This is a genomic window from Colwellia sp. MT41 (genome assembly GCF_001444365.1).
In the GTDB taxonomy this organism is placed as follows: domain Bacteria; phylum Pseudomonadota; class Gammaproteobacteria; order Enterobacterales; family Alteromonadaceae; genus Colwellia; species Colwellia marinimaniae.
Window position 1 is genome coordinate 1,950,245 of sequence record NZ_CP013145.1, and the last position, 16,213, is coordinate 1,966,457.

Annotated in this window: 14 protein-coding genes; 9 read left to right on the top strand and 5 right to left on the bottom strand. The window is 40.4% G+C overall.

Translation table 11 applies throughout. From position 1 onward, the window contains the following. Positions 1-65: 65 nt before the first annotated feature. On the bottom strand, positions 66-1,310 hold the full coding sequence (gene nhaD / locus CMT41_RS08345) for a sodium:proton antiporter NhaD (RefSeq protein ID WP_197410272.1): 1,245 nt from the start codon (positions 1,308-1,310) through the stop codon (positions 66-68). Between the two features lie 732 nt (positions 1,311-2,042). Between nhaD and CMT41_RS08355 the strand changes: the two genes are divergently transcribed. From CMT41_RS08355 to CMT41_RS08365, 3 genes are all read left to right on the top strand, one after another. Further along, positions 2,043-2,312 (top strand): DUF4266 domain-containing protein, encoded by a 270-nt coding sequence (locus CMT41_RS08355; RefSeq protein ID WP_058028180.1) that lies wholly within the window; start codon positions 2,043-2,045, stop codon positions 2,310-2,312. Between the two features lie 33 nt (positions 2,313-2,345). After that, positions 2,346-3,707, top strand: coding sequence for a DUF3570 domain-containing protein (locus tag CMT41_RS08360; protein ID WP_058027002.1), 1,362 nt, complete (start codon positions 2,346-2,348; stop codon positions 3,705-3,707). 72 nt (positions 3,708-3,779) lie between these two features. Continuing rightward, the gene (locus CMT41_RS08365; protein WP_083494244.1) at positions 3,780-4,718 is read left to right on the top strand and encodes an FAD:protein FMN transferase; all 939 of its coding nucleotides are present in this window, start codon (positions 3,780-3,782) and stop codon (positions 4,716-4,718) included. 48 nt (positions 4,719-4,766) lie between these two features. Here the strand turns inward: CMT41_RS08365 and CMT41_RS08370 are convergent, their stop codons facing one another. The 3 genes from CMT41_RS08370 to CMT41_RS08380 form a co-directional block, all read right to left on the bottom strand. Then, entirely contained in the window at positions 4,767-5,555 is a 789-nt protein-coding gene (locus CMT41_RS08370; protein ID WP_438819281.1) for a slipin family protein, read from the bottom strand. Between the two features lie 50 nt (positions 5,556-5,605). Further along, positions 5,606-6,955 (bottom strand): NfeD family protein, encoded by a 1,350-nt coding sequence (locus tag CMT41_RS08375; RefSeq protein WP_058027003.1) that lies wholly within the window; start codon positions 6,953-6,955, stop codon positions 5,606-5,608. Positions 6,956-7,245: 290 nt separating this feature from the next. After that, a complete protein-coding gene (locus tag CMT41_RS08380; RefSeq protein WP_058027004.1) occupies positions 7,246-7,461 on the bottom strand; it encodes a hypothetical protein in 216 nt (71 codons plus the stop codon). Positions 7,462-7,723: 262 nt separating this feature from the next. Between CMT41_RS08380 and CMT41_RS08385 the strand changes: the two genes are divergently transcribed. The 6 genes from CMT41_RS08385 (at position 7,724) to CMT41_RS08410 (ending at position 14,334) form a co-directional block, all read left to right on the top strand. Beyond that, positions 7,724-7,984 carry a DUF5062 family protein gene (locus CMT41_RS08385; protein ID WP_057180880.1) on the top strand — a complete coding sequence of 87 codons (261 nt, stop codon included), beginning with the start codon at positions 7,724-7,726 and terminating at the stop codon, positions 7,982-7,984. A 326-nt stretch (positions 7,985-8,310) separates the two neighbouring features. Next, positions 8,311-9,369, top strand: coding sequence for a 3-deoxy-7-phosphoheptulonate synthase AroG (gene aroG, locus CMT41_RS08390; RefSeq protein ID WP_058027005.1), 1,059 nt, complete (start codon positions 8,311-8,313; stop codon positions 9,367-9,369). A gap of 96 nt (positions 9,370-9,465) precedes the next feature. Then, the gene (locus CMT41_RS08395; RefSeq protein WP_058027006.1) at positions 9,466-10,506 is read left to right on the top strand and encodes an AAA family ATPase; all 1,041 of its coding nucleotides are present in this window, start codon (positions 9,466-9,468) and stop codon (positions 10,504-10,506) included. A 23-nt stretch (positions 10,507-10,529) separates the two neighbouring features. After that, positions 10,530-11,546: a hypothetical protein gene (locus CMT41_RS08400; RefSeq protein ID WP_232300040.1), complete on the top strand. Its 1,017-nt coding sequence runs from the start codon at positions 10,530-10,532 to the stop codon at positions 11,544-11,546. 68 nt (positions 11,547-11,614) lie between these two features. Beyond that, on the top strand, positions 11,615-13,795 hold the full coding sequence (locus tag CMT41_RS08405; protein ID WP_232300041.1) for a transglutaminase TgpA family protein: 2,181 nt from the start codon (positions 11,615-11,617) through the stop codon (positions 13,793-13,795). A gap of 179 nt (positions 13,796-13,974) precedes the next feature. Beyond that, positions 13,975-14,334 carry a DUF4870 domain-containing protein gene (locus CMT41_RS08410; RefSeq protein WP_058027008.1) on the top strand — a complete coding sequence of 120 codons (360 nt, stop codon included), beginning with the start codon at positions 13,975-13,977 and terminating at the stop codon, positions 14,332-14,334. A gap of 105 nt (positions 14,335-14,439) precedes the next feature. On the opposite strand, the gene msbA is transcribed toward CMT41_RS08410, so the two are convergent. Continuing rightward, complete coding sequence (gene msbA, locus CMT41_RS08415; protein WP_058027009.1) at positions 14,440-16,212, bottom strand: lipid A export permease/ATP-binding protein MsbA; 1,773 nt, start codon at positions 16,210-16,212, stop codon at positions 14,440-14,442. Position 16,213: the final 1 nt, after the last annotated feature.

Below are 16,213 nucleotides of genomic sequence, written 5' to 3' on the forward strand. Positions count from 1 at the left end.
GATATGCATAACGTTCACTGCTCGTTACCTTGAGTAGGGGGGATACAGTGAGTGGCTGCTATTTTTTAGCCAATTAGCCAATTAGCCGCGAAATAGACACCGATATAACCCACGGTATAGGCGATAATCAAAGCGAAAATATTTTGCAAGTAACTGATGAAGTTCAATTCGTTAATTTTGCTCATGGCAATAATACCTGCGGCTGAGCCTATAACGAGAATAGAGCCACCGACACCCGTGGCATAGGTGAGCATTAGCCACTCGGTGACTTTCATATCAACGCCAGATTTTAATAACGCGGCAGTTAAAGGGACGTTGTCAATTACAGAGGACATAAATCCAACTAAATAGTTAACTGTTATGGCGGGTAAGTACTGATAGAGTTCAGTAAAACCCTGTAGTACGCCAATTTCTTTTAAAATCCCGACCAGTAATAACACCCCTAAAAAGAACAGTAGGGCATCATATTCTACTTCGCGTATATAGTTTAAAGCATCTTGGTTATTTTTATTGGGTAGCATATTAGCCACTAAAAACATCACAGATAAACCAAACAAAAAAGTCAATACAGGTGGAATATGAAACAAGACATTGGCGAGTAAAGTACCTGAAATAGTTAAAACAAAAATTAGGGCGATAATGATATCCCCTTTATCAATCTGAATACGTGTTTGCGCTAATTTAACTTCGCCGGTGAGTTTGAATGATAATAAAGTCGCTAAGGTTAATACCCCCAAAAATGCCGGTAGAATTAAAATAAGCAAGTTAGCAATGGTGACTTTGTTTTCCATGAATATCATTAAGGTAGTGACATCACCGGTGATCAGCGAAACACCACCACTGTTAACGGCAAATATTATTAGGGTGGCATATTTTAAGCGTTTTTTTACTTCTAATTGTAAATTCACCACCACAGTAATAGACACCAGTGTTGCGGTGACATTATCGGCGAAAGAAGAGAAGACAAAAGCAAAAATGGCAATGACAAACATCAAACCACGTTCAGAAATGGTTTCCGGCAATATCCGTTGCACTAGCGCGGAGATAAAACCTTTGCTATTTAAATAAGCAACAAAGGTCATTGCCGACATCAGAAATAACCACAGGGTGGCAATTTCAAGTAAATTTTCATTCAGTTGCTGAGTTGTTTCACTGGTCAGGCTTTGGTTTATTGGAAAGATAAATGCGAGTATCCAACAAAGGGTGCCAAAAAACAGGGTTGTTTTTGCCTTGTTGATGTGAATTAAGTCTTCAAAAATGATCATCAAAAAACTGATGACCACTAGGGTGAGAATAACGGTATTAATCATAATAATGGGCTGCTAGGACAATAAGAGTTTGTTATCACCATTAAAAAATAGTGACAAGAAGTCTCCAAAAAAGAGAAAACACTATGCTTTATGCGGTTTATTTATCGCTTGGCTGATAGTATTGAGTGCTGTTTTTGTAACGTTTAAGAGGCCGGTGGGTCACGATTACAGCAAGGTAATCTTTGCAGGTTTAGGCTTTCTAAGGGGGGATGAACAATGAGTAGGCTAGGTTTGTCAAACCTTTTTAGAGTAAGGTGACTGCATAAAAGCGCACTAGGCTCATGATTATCTTCTAACTCAAGTTGGCCATAATAGCCGTTGTTTACGTTAGTTTCTGCTAAGCAGGGCTGAGCTAAGCTTGTGCTTAAAAAGCAAAAGCATAATAAAAAACACAATAAGGCATAGGGCTTATTGAAGGTCATTTTTTTATCATTAATTAACACCATGGCGGCGCATTATATACGCAAGTTTACTCTAAGGAAACGTTAATTTACTGGTCTAAGTGAATAAGACAAGCACGCTGAGGCAGGGCCACATAGTTAAGTATTTTCCCATTAAGCCGAGTAAAACTAGCGTAATAAAAGCGGATGGTGAGATTAAATATCGCCATAGTGGTTTGTTTTAAGGTAAAATAACCCCTATGGAAATTGGATTTAACCTTGATTAAGCCATCATCAGTCACTCTTTCGAACAAGGTTAATATCAAGATAATTAAAGGCAATAATGAAATCGATGCAAGCCACCGTTAAAAAATCACTGCAATTACACCAGGATAAATTAACAGCTAAATTTAAGCTTGTTTTGTTAGTTGTTGTTCTTAGTAACCTTAGTGCTTGCAGTAGTTTGGGAGTAGAGCCGTGGCAGCGGGATTTATTGGCAAAAAAATCAATGGCGCTAACATCCAGCTCTATTGATGCTGCTTTGGACGATCATATTTATTTTTCCAAAGAAGCCTCTAGCGGAGGCAAGAGCTTTGGTGGCGGCGGCTGTGGCTGCAATTAATTTTTAGACAATAAGCACTAAGTATAATAATCGATGAGTTATTCAGACACTAAACAACATAACCAGCATAAAAAAACCAATCTCAAAACCGCTTTATCTATGGCAGCGGGCGCTTTATTAGGTACTGGCGCTATAGTGCATGAGGCAAAAGCTGAAATTTTAACAGATTGGCAATTTGATAGTGCCTTTTTATATTATTCCGAAGCCGATCGGGTCACTGCGGCTGAGATCATTGTCAGCGCTAACAAAACCTTTGCCAACGATGAAGTATTAAATGTAAAGCTGACTATCGATTCCTTAACGGGCGCTTCAGCTAATGGTGCTGTGGTACAAGCTCAAGCGCAAACTTTTACTCGCCCCTCAGGTGAGGGTCAATATGTTAGCCAAGCAGGGGATACCCCCCTTGATGACACCTTCAAAGATACTCGAGTGCAGTTAAACGCCCAGTGGACACAACCCGTAGCTGAACATTACACCGCCAGTATTGGTGGCCATTTATCGAAAGAGTTTGATTATTTATCCCTAGGCCTTAATGGTAATTTAGCGCTGGATTTTTATAATAAAAACTCAACAATTTCATTAGGTTTTAGTCATTTTCAAGATAGATTTACCCCTATTGGTGGCATACCTAAACCTTATGCCTCTATGCTTATTGGTGATAGCAATTCACCTAGTTGGCATGAAGATTTTGCGGCAACGCGAATAGCCAGTGGCGATAATAAGATCACCAGTGATGTTTTAGTGGGTTTTACCCAAGTTATTAATCGCCGGATGATCACCCAGTTTAACTACTCTTATTCTATGGTGCGGGGTTATTTAACCGATCCCTTTAAAATTGTCAGTGTGTTGAACCAAGCGGGCACGGCCCAAGATTATATTTATGAACACCGGCCGGATGAGCGCAAAAAGCAAAGTGTCTTTGCGCAAACTAAATACCATTTTGACCAAGGCCTGTTGAATAGTGTGCTGGATTTTTCTTATCGTTATATGTGGGATGACTGGCAAATTAACTCGCACACTCTGGATAGCACTTTGCATATACCTCTTGCTAGTCGCTTTGGTAAAGCAAGCTATCTACAGCCACATATTCGCTATTATCAACAAAGTGCCGCTGGTTTTTATCGCCCCTATACTTTTGTGGAGCAAGTAAGTAATGGCTCATCAGAAGAAAACTTTATCAGTGCTGATTACCGCATAGGGGCAATGACCGCGGTAACTCTTGGACTGAAATATGGTTTCAGTCTCAATAACGGTAACGATTTTTCCGTAAGGTTAGAATATTATCGACAAATGCCAAACAATGCTGGTTTTGACCAACCTAGCGAGCTGGCTAACTTAACTGTCTATCCCGTGGTGCAAGCCGTTATATTCCAGTTAAGCTATTCGTTTTTATAATTGCTTACCTAGAAGGTGCTATGGCACTTTATATGAGAATTGCGATGAAATTTTACCCTGCTAATAACCTTAATGAATAAAGCCATTAATAAAACAAATAACAACAGCAAGCGAACGCTATCGCTCCAAGCTCAAGAGCAAGGCTATGTAATATCTTTTAACGCTATGGCAAGCCCCTGTGAAGTACTGATCCAAACAAAGGATCATCGTTTGGCAAAACAGGTCGCCAGCGCGGTCAGTGATGAGGTTTGGCGTATTGAAGATAAGTTTAGTCGCTATACCAAAGACAGTGTCTGTTACCAAATCAATAATAGTGCTGGGCAGAGCATGGCCATCGATGAAGAATGCTACTTGTTATTAAACTTTGCTGAGCAGTGTTATCAGCTCAGTGAGGGGTTATTTGATATTAGCGCCGGTATTCTAAATCAAGTGTGGCACTTTGATGGCAGTGATAATATCGCCACAAAAAAGCAAGTTGCCAGTGTTTTACCTTTAGTTGGCTGGCATAAAGTGAGCTATCAGCACAACAGCATTACCTTACCCCAAGGTATGGCGCTTGATTTTGGTGGTATTGGTAAAGAATATGCGGTTGACCGCGGTATTTTATTAAGCCAGCAAATAACCGCTCTGCCAGTACTGGTGAACCTTGGTGGCGACTTGGCCGTCACTGGGCCCAGATTAAACGATTTACCCTGGCAAGTTGCCATCGAGTCAACGGAGCACACTAAGCCAAACAGTGATAATAACAAAGCAATGATAGTGGCCTTAACTCACGGCGCCCTAGCAACAAGCGGAGATAGTAAGCGCTTTCTCGTTAAAGATGGCCAGCGATATAGCCATGTACTTAACGCCTTAACAGGCTGGCCCATCGAGCAAGCGCCAAGATCAATTACCACGCTAGCACCGCAATGCCTTCAAGCAGGTATGTTAGCTACCCTAGCCTTGCTGCAAGGAAAGGGCGCAGAGCAGTTTTTGTCTGAGCAAGAGGTTACTTATTGGGCGCGAAGATAGTCATAAGCCAATAAACGACAACAGAGCCATTAAAAATATTCGTTATGCTTAATTATTCGGTTTTTTGCTGTGTTGATCGTTTTTGAGCTCTGGCTTATCACCTTGATTAAATATACCCTTCATTAACTCCATCGGCATGGGAAATAAAATGGTCGAATTTTTTTCTCCAGCAATCTCAGTCAATGTTTGCAAGTAGCGTAATAAAATAGCATTGGGCTCCTTGGCTAAATTATTAGCAGCCTCAACTAATTTAGTGGAAGCTTCCATTTCCCCCGAGGCATGAATGATCTTAGCTCGCCTAGTTCGTTCCGCTTCGGCTTGTCGAGCAATAGCCCGGATCATGGTTTCATTTAAGTCGACATGTTTGATTTCGACATTTGATACTTTAATGCCCCAACCGTCGGTACGTGCATCCAATATCGCTTGTATATCGGTATTAAGCATATCTCGGTTGGCAAGCATCTCATCTAACTCATGTTGACCCAGCACCGAGCGCAACGTTGTTTGTGCTAATTGTGACGTTGCTTGCAAGAAATTCTCGACATTAATGATGGCCTTTTGAGGGTCGATAACGCGAAAATAAATGACCGCATTAACCCGCACCGAAACATTATCGCGACTGATGACATCTTGACTGGGCACATCCATAACCACAGTACGTAAATCTACTCGTACCATTTGTTGAATGATCGGAATAACAATGATTAAGCCCGGGCCTTTTACTTTTTCAAAGCGGCCTAAAAAAAATATTACCCCACGTTCGTATTCTCTTAAAACACGGAACATACTAAACGCAAATAATAACAATAAACTTATGATTGCTATTGGCATCAGCATGCTGGTATTAATTAAAATTTCCATTGTGTTGTTACCTCATATCTTGCTGGCTATTTTTTCTGCGGTTCTGATGATCTTGAGACGCTGACAGTTAAGCCAGTAAAGCTATTCACTGTCACTAACTGCCCTTGTTTAAGTGGCTCTGTGCTGATTGCCGCCCAATGCTCGCCTTTTAATAAAATAACCCCTTCAGGGGTGAAATCCTCAAGTACGGTACCTTGTGCACCAATAAGCGCGGCCAAGCCACTAACAACTTGATTACTACGCATACGCCATATATAGCCTAGAATAAAAACAATAAATGAGCCGCTGGCAATGGCGAGGGAAAAAATGAGCGTTAAGGACACTTGAAACTGTTGCTGATCGGTATCTATTAGAAAAATAGAACCTAAGATAAAGGCGACTAAGCCACCCATGCCAAAGACGCCAAAACTCGGTATCATAGACTCAACAATGAGTAAGCTGATACCAAGTAATAATAACGCAAAACCTGCGTAGTTAATCGGTAACAGCTGAAAGGCATAAAGAGCAATAAACAACGAAATAGCCCCAGTAACACCAGCAATGCCAATACCAGGGCTATAGAATTCCAGTAATAAGCCATAGATACCAATTAGCATTAACAGATAAGCAATATTCGGATCGGTAATGGTGGCAATAAATTTACTGCGCCAATCGGGTTGGCGGTAAACCAACTGCGCACCTGCGAGCTGTAGTAGGTATTCTTGCTGTTTAACTATGATGGTTTTACCATCAAGTACTTGTAATAATTTTTCAGGACTCTCAACTAAATAGTCAATAACATTTTTTTCCAACGCTTCTTTCGCAGATAAAGTGGCTCCTTCGCTAACGGCCAGCTCAGCCCATTTGACATTGCGCCCCCTTAATTGTGCTAAAGAGCGAATGTAGGCGATGGCATCATTGAGGACTTTTATCTCCATGGCGGATTTTTGTCGGCTTGCTTCTTTGTCTTGTTGCTTAGGGGCGAAACCACCCGCGATATTAACTGGCGTAGCTGCGCCCAATGTGGTCGCTGAAGACATTGCCGCGACGTGACAAGCATAAAGTATATAGGTGCCTGCACTAGCGGCGCGTGCTCCTTGTGGAAAAACTAAGCACAATAGCGGTATGTCTGAATCAAGTATGCGCTGATTTATATCGCGCAAACTACTGCTTAAACCACCGGGAGTATCGATAATAAGTATGATAGCCGAGGCTTGTGCTTGTTGATTGGCTCGGCTGATTTCTTTGGCAATATAATCACTCACTGCAGGGCCAATAGCACCTTTTATCGTTAACACTGGGATATGTTGTTGAGTAGCAGGGCGGTGTTCTGCTGCCAGTAGCTCGCCGAGCAATAAAGGGCTGCTAAGTATAATAAACAATAATAAGCGCAACATAACTGCACACCCAAGTTAATCACCACTTGTATTTATTTTAGCTCAAATAATGAACAGCTGCTGCATAGAATTAACCTTAAAGAAAAAGCTAAATAGAAGAAAGTAATAATGTCAGCAAGCGGATGTTCAGCCGAGTTTTAGCATGGAGGTTTACTGCAGGAAAATCTAGCCGCGCTAAGGTCTAATAGAGCGAATAGAAACGGGGGAGGTAATTGCTATCTCCCCCTTAGCAATGTCAGTGTCGATGTGCACGTTAGTAATTTGTTGTTAACGATATATTATGGCCAAGGTTACTTCTTATGAACACGGTAATTTGGGTCGGTCCAGCACTTAGGTAAGTCTTCACCGGATAAAAACACCAGCTCTGATTTCTTAAATTCTTGTGGGTCTTGTACCTCTTCCCCCACTTGATAACATCCCAAAACCTTTTCATGATACAAATTGGTTAAATCTCGGATTTTATCGACATCGACCATATCGCCATTTTTTCTGTTTTTTAAAAACATAATAACCTCCAGAAAGCGTAACCCCTGTGTTTACTAGTATAACCGCTAATAGGATTGATGACGGGTAAACTGGCTTTAAAAACCTAGGCGGACACAATAGATTGTTACCTCAATAGCTAGCAACCTATTAAAATATGTAATTGCTTGTTTATTGGTCACATTTGGTGTGTTAGGCCGGTGTTTATGTCAGTAGTTAAGCTTGTATTTAGACGTCATTTAACGCATGGTAATAACAATCAGATTGCTACCAGGTCGATATTCAATGAAAAAATTAAAAAATGAAGCTGAATTGCTAAAAAAAGCGTTAAGCATTGGTGAAAATTACGCGGTTAACCGTGGCTACAATAGTTTCGCCGCGACAAACTCCGCCAAAGATAAAATAGAAAGTCTTTATCGCTTATTGGTGAATGATAAGCTCATTCAACCCTTAGCTATCGATAATGAAGACCAACCCAATATGAAGCATAAATTGGCACTTTGGATAGCAAAACAGTTACCCGAGGGGCATGAATTACTTAAATAATGATGTCGCTGTACAGTGTTTATTCATCGGAGGTGTTAGTTAATATTTACTGCATTTGTCGTTATGTTTCAATATTAGAATATTTATTCTAAAAACCAGCCTATAACAGCAGTTTTTCATGGTATTCAACCAGCAACACTGCTAGATTGTTTTTGGGATTCTAATTAGGAATTAATAATAAGGTACTTAGCGGACGTTATTTTACTACAGCCATAACTAACGATATGGCAAAGCTAAAAGTAACATAAACACCACTGAGTATCGTCAACATTCAGGCTAAATGAATTAGTCATGAATAAGCAACAAATAGCAGTAGAGAGCCAACTATGTACCAAACTGACGATGTACGCATCAATAAAATTAAAGACTTATTACCTCCAATTGCCTTATTGGAGCGATTTCCTGCGTCAGAGCAAGCCACTAAATCCGTTGTTGCCGGCAGAACTGCTATTCACAATATTCTCAACGGTAAAGATGATCGCTTACTGGTGATTATTGGACCTTGCTCTATTCACGACCCTAAAGCTGCGCTTGAGTATGGCCAGCGTTTGGTTAAGTTACGTGAAAAGTATAAAGATAGTCTTGAAATAGTGATGCGGGTTTATTTTGAAAAACCACGGACCACGGTCGGTTGGAAAGGCTTGATCAATGACCCTTATATGGATAACAGCTTTCAATTAAATGATGGTTTACGTTTAGGTCGGAAATTATTGCTGGATCTTAATAATATTGGTTTACCAACCGCGGGTGAGTTCTTAGATATGATCACGCCACAATATATAGCGGACTTTATGTGTTGGGGGGCTATAGGTGCGCGTACCACAGAATCACAAGTTCATCGTGAATTAGCTTCAGGGCTTTCTTGTCCGGTTGGCTTTAAAAACGGTACTGACGGTACCATTAAAATTGCTATCGATGCTATTGGCTCTGCCGCTGCATCTCATCACTTTTTATCGGTGACAAAATTTGGTCATGCGGCCATAGTCGAAACGACAGGTAATGGTGATTGCCATATTATTTTACGTGGCGGAAAAACCACTAACTTTGATGCGGACAGTGTTAAATCGGTCACCGAGCAGTTATCTTCGTGTGATTTAAACCCTAAGGTGATGATTGACTTTAGTCATGCTAACTCGAACAAAAAATTTGAAAATCAAATGTTAGTCGCTACTGATGTAAGTCAGCAAATAAGCCAAGGCAATGACAATATCTTCGGTGTTATGGTTGAAAGCCATTTAGTGGAAGGTAATCAAAGCCTAGTTAACGGTAAAGCTGAAGTCTATGGACAAAGTATTACCGATGCTTGTATTGGTTGGCCTGATACCGAGCAGTTATTAAGTCAGTTAAATGAAGCGGTTGCTAATCGACGTTATATTAACGACTAAGCTGGCCTAATCGAAGCTAATAAGGGTTAGCAATTCCCTTTCTCGTCAATTCATGATAAAACGTCTAATTAACTCATTATAATTAGACGTTTTTTTATGCCGCAAACGCCGCCAGTTGTAGATATAGTGCAAGCCAGTCAAGCAGCCATCACTGCCATTTTAAATAAAATTGAAAGCGTGGTATTAGGTAAACCGAACGAGTGCCGTTTAGCGCTGGCTTGTTTACTTGCTCAAGGACATTTATTAATAGAAGATTTACCGGGTATGGGCAAAACGACACTGGCCCATGTGCTAGCCACCACCTTGGGTTTAACTTATCAGCGCACACAATTTACCAATGATTTATTACCGGCGGATATAGTTGGTTTTTCCATTTTCGATCAGAAAACTAATCGTTTTGAGTTGCACAAAGGCCCTATCTTCAATCAAGTGGTCTTGGCCGATGAAATTAACCGGGCGAGTCCTAAAACCCAAAGTGCTCTGCTTGAAGCCATGGCTGAGCAACAAGTCAGTATTGATGGTATTACCCATGAATTACCAAGACCATTTTTTGTTATTGCTACGCAGAATCCTTTATTTCACGCCGGTACCTATCCATTACCTGAGTCGCAACTGGATCGGTTTATGATGCGTTTATCCCTCGGCTTCCCTGATATAAAAGCGGAAAAGCAGATTTTATTAACTAGCTCTCAGCGGACTAATCAGAAGACCGCAGATAATCAGGCGGCAGTGGTTAGTCAAGATGAGCTTATTGCCATGCAAGATGCCGTCAGTCAAATAAGTGTTTCAAATGACGTGCTTGAGTATATTATTGCGTTAAGTCATGTCAGTAGACGGGCTTATAGTAGTCACACTAGCCAGGTAAATAATAGCGGAGAAACTGCCGCTATTATTAGCTGCAAGCCATTATCACCAAGGGCATCAAAAGCACTGTTACAAGCCGCTAAAGCGATGGCTTTTATTGATAACCGTGATTATATTTTACCTGATGATGTACAAGCGGTATTTTATGTGGTGTGCCAACATCGATTAGAAATGCAAGCTAACCAACAGCTAGACCCAAGTCAACAGGAGTCTACCAGCGTGGCTAGGCAAATACTCAATAGTGTTGATGTGCTTAATCCGCTTGGTTACTAAGTAGATCGCTAACGGGTATCATTATGGCAATAACTTCATTTTCATTGGTTAAACCCCTGAGACGTTTCCTTGATAAAAACTTTGAGCGTTGGCTCTCTCATCGGATCCCAACTCGGCGAGAGCATCAACTAAACAGCCGAAATATAATGATATACCCAACCCGTTTTGGCCTTACCTACGTAGGTTTTGTCGTCTTGGTGTTTTTATTAGGCACCAACTACCAAAATAATATCATTTTATTGTTTAGCTATTTATTAGCGAGTTTGTTTATTAGTGTCATGCTGCATAGTTTTTATAACTTTTCACAATTGCGTTTTTATAGCAGCGAAAAACAACAAGGTTATGCTGATGCCACCTTATATTATGTCATTAAAATTACGGCTAAAAAAACGCATTATGATATCAATGCTCATTTTAGTGATGTCAGCTTAAACAGCCCCATTGTCAACCTGGGGCAATGTAAACAGGGGACACAAGAGTTAATCCTAGCCTATAAACCCTCTAAACGAGGCCAATATAAATTAGGACGAGTCACTGTATTTAGCGAATATTCTTTAGGGCTATTTAAAAGTAAAGCCATGTTAGATTTTGGCCACTATGCCATTATTTATCCTAAAGCTAAAAGTTTCATTGCTGGTCAATATCAATTATCAGGGCAAGTAGATGAGCCAAACAGAGAAAGTTATCAAACGACGAATAGTGTGGGCAGCGATGATTTTTCAGAATTAAAGAGCTTTGTTCGCGGTGAGTCCAAAGCCAGAACAGCTTGGAAACAGTTAGCAAAGGGGCAAGGGCACTACTCAAAACACTATCAAGCAAGCCAAGGGCAATTAACATGGTTAAAACTTAGCGACATGCCCAGTAATGACCTAGAAATACAATTGGCCTATTTAAGCTTTCTTATTGGTGAATTGACGGCAGCTAAGCAAAGCTTTGGTTTAGCGCTTTGCCCTGATATGACCAATACAGCAATGAACATTCCACCTAATTCTGGTTTTCATCACCAACAAGCTTGTTTGACGGCACTGGCTTTATATTGATGATGTTATTTAACAAGAAAAAGAAGCTGGTGTCACAAAACACTAGCGGGAACGTTAACGGTAAAACCATGAGTAACTTTTACTTAAGCCGACAAAATAGCTGGCTACTTTGCTTGTGCCAATGTTTAAATATCGCCGTCGTTGCCTTGGAACTAAGCACCTGGATGTTGATAATAATTGCTTTATCATTGGCATGGCAGGCACTTTTATTACAGCAAAATAGAGCTATGGCTAACAGTAGCAGGGGGAAACATCCTGGCACAGTTCAGAGTAACTTAGCGAGTAAGCGCCACAGTCATGGCCCAAGTAAACAACTAGCGACTAATATCTCTCCCGTGGTACTGGGCATATTTGCACTATTGGGCTGCGTCGCAATCGCGCTTACCGCCAAGCAGGTCGGTATTCTGCTTAGTATGGTGCATTTACTTTGTTTTTCTTATGCACTTAAAGGTTTTGAATTAAGAACACGTAGGGATTTTTATCAACTGTTATTATTGGGTTTGTTCATTTTAGCCGCGGCACTTATTTTTAGGCAAGACTTGGCTTTTTCCCTGATAATATTCAGCTTATTAATCCTTAATTTAACGGTATTATTACAGTTTTTCTCCTCGGAAAATGCTTTTGTCACTAATCTCAAGGTGGTGGTGGTTTTATTGGGGCAAAGTGCTCTTTTGGCTGTGGTACTCTTTTTAGTTTTTCCTCGGCTGTCACCTTTTTGGCAAGTACCATTCGCTAAGTCTGCTAAAACGGGATTGTCCGATACCGTTAAACCAGGTGATATTGCCAATTTAACCCGCTCCACTAAATTGGCCTTTCGCGCTGATTTTGGCGGACAAAAAATACCCAATTATGCACAGTTATACTGGCGGGCCATGGTGCTAGAAAATTACGATGGTAGGCAGTGGCGCAGACAAGATAAAGTTACCCAAAACAAAACTGATGGGCCAGGAGCTAAAAGCCTTATTTTTGATGCCAGTAACACTGAGGTTTTACCCTTAACTTATCAAGTATTTGTTGAAGCGAGTTTCCAAAAATATTTATTTGCTTTAGCGCCGGCGGTTGTGACCGGCAATGCCAGTGGTATTACTGCTCAAACTGATTACACCATCCAGAGCTCAACCATTATTAGCCAAGCTAAGTCTTATCGGTTAACTAGCTATTTAACCGCGCCATTAGCACTTGAGTTATCGCCGCAGAGTAGACAAATAAATTTGAGCTACCCTCAGGGGAGTAATCCTAGGCTTGAGCAATTGGCGCTACAGTTACAACATAACTATGTCGATGTGCAGGCGCGTGCACAGGCGGTATTAACGCTAATTAACCAACAAAATTATTCTTATACCTTACAACCGCCCTTATTGGTAAATAACAGCTTAGATCAATTCTTTTTTGATAGCCAAGCCGGTTTTTGTGTACATTATGCCAGCGCATTTACTTTTCTTATGCGCGCTTCAGGAATACCGGCACGACTGGTTACTGGCTATTTAGGTGGTGAATATAATGGTGTGACGAATGAGGTAAATAGTGCCGGAAAAATAGTGAATAAAGGCCATTTAAGTATTTATCAATATGACGCTCATGCTTGGTCTGAGATATGGGTGGCAGGTAAAGGATGGTTGCGTATTGACCCAACGGGTGCGGTAGACCCGCAGCGGGTAAATATTGGTTGGTCAAATCAGTTACTGCAAGAGCAAGCTGAGCTGAATAATACCTTCTTTAGCTTATATCGTATGAAGAATATTACTTGGCTAAATACTTTACGTTTACAATTTGATGCCCTCGACTATCAATGGACCCGCTGGGTTATTGGTTTTACCAGCCAGCAACAATATGACTTATTGAAACACTGGTTTGGCAAGATGGTCCCGTGGAAATTAGCATTAATTATAGCCGTGACCTTGGTGCTCAGTATGCTGATGCTGATGTTGTTGTTACACGGGTTAAATCGTCCAAAGGTAAAAAAACAAGCCTTTGCTCAGTGGCAAATAATTTATCATAAAGCCATCGACAGATTAGCAAAACAAGGCATGGAAAAACCTTTAGCCATGACGGTTAATGATTTTGCTAAACAGATCAGGCAGCAATATCCAGAGTTAGCCCTTGTTTTTACCCAACTCAGTGCTAGTTATAATCGATTGTGCTACCAGACGTTATCAATAAGTGAACAAGAAAAGCAGACAGTAACAATGCAGCAACAATATCATCACTTTATCCAAGTATTAAAAAATAGCGATAAAAAACATTTATAGGCTTTATTGATAAAATTTAACTCCTTAGTCGTTATGTTAAATGGCAGGACAGAAAGTTTTCTTGTTGAATGGCATTATTTTTCCTAAATTTAGGTATAAGTCTAAGTAACTAATTTAAGCTGAAACTTACATTCGTTACTCAGGCGGTTCCCCTAAACATTAGTTACGGAGTGTCTGTTATGCCACATATACCAAGTGATTATGATAATGTTTTTGAAAAGAAAATGAGTTGGGCCGAGCAACATAAAATGGCAACACTCGTTGCGGTTATTAGTTATTTCACCCTAATAGGTTGGGTGGTGGCTATGGTTATCTATGATAAACATCAATCCTCATTAGCCAGTTTTCATTTACGGCAATCTTTAGGCTTAATTATTACCGGTGCCATACTTTCTTTGATCCCTCTCGTTGGCTGGATTCTTAATATAGCAGTCATACTGGCATGGGCCGTAGGACTATATTGTGCGATTAAAGGGCGTGAATATAAAGTGCCTTTACTCGGTGATTCGTATCAACAACATCTAGATTTTATTAAGTGATGCTAGTAGTTGCCAAGATGAATTTATGCTAACCGTCAATGCTGTTGGCATTTACTTGCAAGCAAGCAGCAATATTGCTCGAGCAAGCAAGCTTGTTACCACCACTTAACCACTTTTTTGGTGCAGTGCGTGGTAATAACCTGCTTTGGCGAGTAGCTCTAGATGAGTGCCTTGTTCGACCAATTCGCCTTTGTTGAGCACGATAATTTCATCGGCATTTCTTATGCTTGATAACTTATGGGCAATAATCAATAAGGTTTTGTTTTTGCTTAGCCGGGTGAAAGCTTCCTGTATATGTTGTTCACTGTGGTTGTCTAAGGCGGAAGTCGCTTCATCTAAGATGATAATGCTGGCATCACGTAACATGGCACGAGCAATGGCTATTCGTTGGCGTTGCCCTCCCGATAAATTGCGCCCATTTTCTCCTATTGGTGTATTTAAACCTAAGGCTAGCTCTTTAGCAAAAACGGTGACATTGGCATCAAGTGCAGCTTGCGCAACTTCTTCGTTTGATACGGGGCGATTACAGCCAAAACGGATATTGTTTGCTAGGGTATCATCTATTAACACAATATCTTGTGAGACAAAAGCAAACTGTGCCCTAAGTGATGCTAAGCTATAATTTTCAATGGCTATGTCATTAATGAAAATGGACTGTGGCGGCGATTGATATAAACGTAATAATAAGCGGGCTAGGGTGCTTTTACCGCTGCCGGATTCACCGACAAAAGCAACACTGCTACCGGCTTTTATCTTCACTGAAAAATGTTTTAACGCGGGTTGAGCCTTACCTTGATAAGAGAAAGATAAATTGTTAAAGGTAATGTTTGAGCATTGTGCTAATAAATGCTTGCTACCAGTATCATGCTCTTCTTTTTCATCTAGAAAACTAAACAAACTGCTTGCTGCAGTTAAACCTTTTTGTAAGTGTTGATTAATATTACTTAGTTGCTTAAGTGGTTTGAGCAATGAGCCCATGGCAATTAAAATCAGCGTGAAACTGCCAGGGCTTAATTGATTGAGCACCTGCTCATTACTGGCAAGTAGTAGTACCGCAGCAATAGCAAACGAGGCAATAAGTTGAATGACTGGATTAGTTATGGCACTTGTTGCTTGTAACTTCATATTTTGTTGACGGTTATGGTTGTTTATTTGCTCGAACTGAGCGCTTATTTGGCTAGCTGTATTGAGTAATATTATTTCTTGTTGATTTGAAATTGCTTGCTCTGTTGCCTTACTTACTTGCCCCATACTTTTTTGTAATGCGCGGCTAATCATTTTAAAGCGCTGCGATACCTTGTTAATAATTAACGCGATAATGGGTGCTATCACCAAGAAAATTAGTGTTAATTGCCAACTGTGGTAAAACATCATAGTGAGTAATACTAAGATGATGACAGACTCTCGGATGACAATAACGACAGCCGTTGCAAAGGTCTGAGATACTTGCTCGCTATCATAGATGAGTTTAGCAATAAGGCTGCCACGGCTATTGTTATCAAAAAAGGTTCGAGGTAAAAATAATAACTTATCAAAAGCTTGTTGCCGTATTTGATAGGTTACCTTGCTACTGACGTAGGCAATGGCATAGTTTGAGATAAAACTTGCGCTACCACGTAGCAAAAAAATCCCGATGATTAATAAAGCGCCTAGTTGTAAGGTGTTGCTATTGGTTTTTCCTAAACCTTGGTCAATAAGTGGCTTGACCAAATAAATCATACCTGCATCGACCAAACTAAATAAACATAGAGCTAGCAAGGCAATGAAAATAAGCTTTTTGTGTAGCAGATAATAGGAGAGTAATCTGCGGTATAAACTTGGATTTTTATTGGCAAACGGGTCTGATGATATTTCTAGACTATTGATATTACTTAACATG